The following is a 1,527-nucleotide window of genomic DNA, read 5'->3' on the forward strand; positions in this document are numbered from 1 at the left end:
CCCCCGCCCCTTGCCCTCAGCCCTGGCGTAGCCCTCGGCTCCCGGCCCTGGCCCCTGGTTCCTCCCCTCGACCCTCGACCCTCGACCCTCGGGCCGGTCCTGGCGCCAGGCCCCACCCTCGGCCCGTGGAGAGCCCGCCGGTGACGCTCAGTGACCGAAGGGGCGGGGCGCGGTCAGTGGGCCCGTAGCCCGGCGATCTTCGTGACTCGGCCCGGCGCGGTGGCCGTGCGGAGTGACGTCTACCACCCGCCGGCCCCCGCCCCGGTGCCCGAGGGGCGGCGCGGCGGGAGGCCGTACGTGGTGATCGTCCCGTTCTTCCCCCACATGTCCGTGTCCGCCCGTCGGCCCGCCTCCGCGTCACCCTCGTGAGTCCGGTCACCCTCTCTGACCTGCCCACTCCTCGGACCTCTGCCCCGGCGGTCGCCCTCGCGGACCCCCGTGATGCGTCAACGGGCACCGCCTCGGCCGCCGTTCGGTCCGCCCCGCTTCCCGCGTCGCCCCCGGACCCCCGGGCCGTGAAGGGCGCGCGGCGACAGCGCGAGCGCCTTGCTTTACCCTCATCACACCGAGACCACACAACGCTGTTGTCATCTCGTTAAGTGATTACTCCTTGACGCTGCGGTGATCAGCGCGTTGGCTTTCAGCCACCTGGGTCTCAGTGCCGACCCACGCCCGGAAGGCCCTTGATGTGAACGCCCGTAAGACCAGCACGACCGGCACCAGCCGTATACGTCGTACCGCCCTGCGCCGCACCGCCACCGCCGTCGCGGCGTCCGCCGCGGCCGTCTCCCTCGCCGCCTGCGGGGTCGTGGACGTCGGCAGCAGCGCGGAGGCGAGCCCCACGAAGGGCGACGACATCACGGTGGGCGTTCTCTTCCCGGACAAGGACACCAAGCGCTACGAGCAGTTCGACCTTCCGATCATGAAGAGGAAGATCGCCGAACTGACCGACAACAAGGCGACGGTCCAGTACGCCAACGCGGACAAGGACCCGGAGACCCAGATCGAGCAGCTCGAGCGGATGGTGACCGAGAAGGTCGACATCATCGTGGTCGACGCCGTGGACTCCAAGAGCATCGCGAGCGCCGTCGAGACCGCCGACAAGGCCGGCATCCCGGTCATCGCCTACGACCGGCTCGCCCAGGGCCCGATCGACGGCTACGTCTCCTTCGACAACGAGCTGGTCGGCCAGGTACAGGGCCGTTCCCTGGTGGAGAAGCTGGGCGACAGCGCCGCCAACAAGATCGTCATGATGAACGGCTCGGTCACCGACCCCAACGCCGCCATGTTCAAGGAGGGCGCCCTCTCCGAACTCGGCGACAAGGTGACGATCTCCGAGACGTACGACACCAAGGACTGGGACCCGGTCGTCGCCAAGGCGAACATGGAGGAGGCCGTCGCCAAGCTCGGCGCCGGCAACATCGACGCCGTCTACGCCGCCAACGACGGCATCGCGGGTGCCGTCATCGACGTCCTGAAGACCGCCGGCGTCTCCAAGGTGCCGCCGGTCACCGGGCAGGACGCCGA

At 70.0% G+C, this 1,527-nt stretch carries 1 protein-coding gene; it reads left to right on the forward strand.

What is annotated here, in order from left to right; translation table 11 throughout:
* Positions 1-688: 688 nt before the first annotated feature.
* Positions 689-1,527, forward strand: an 839-nt coding sequence (locus AOK15_RS41300) for a substrate-binding domain-containing protein (protein WP_055524432.1), incomplete at its 3' end; no start/stop codon positions are given.

It is taken from the genome of Streptomyces ossamyceticus (assembly GCF_001418475.1).
Taxonomy (GTDB): Bacteria; Actinomycetota; Actinomycetes; order Streptomycetales; family Streptomycetaceae; genus Streptomyces; species Streptomyces ossamyceticus.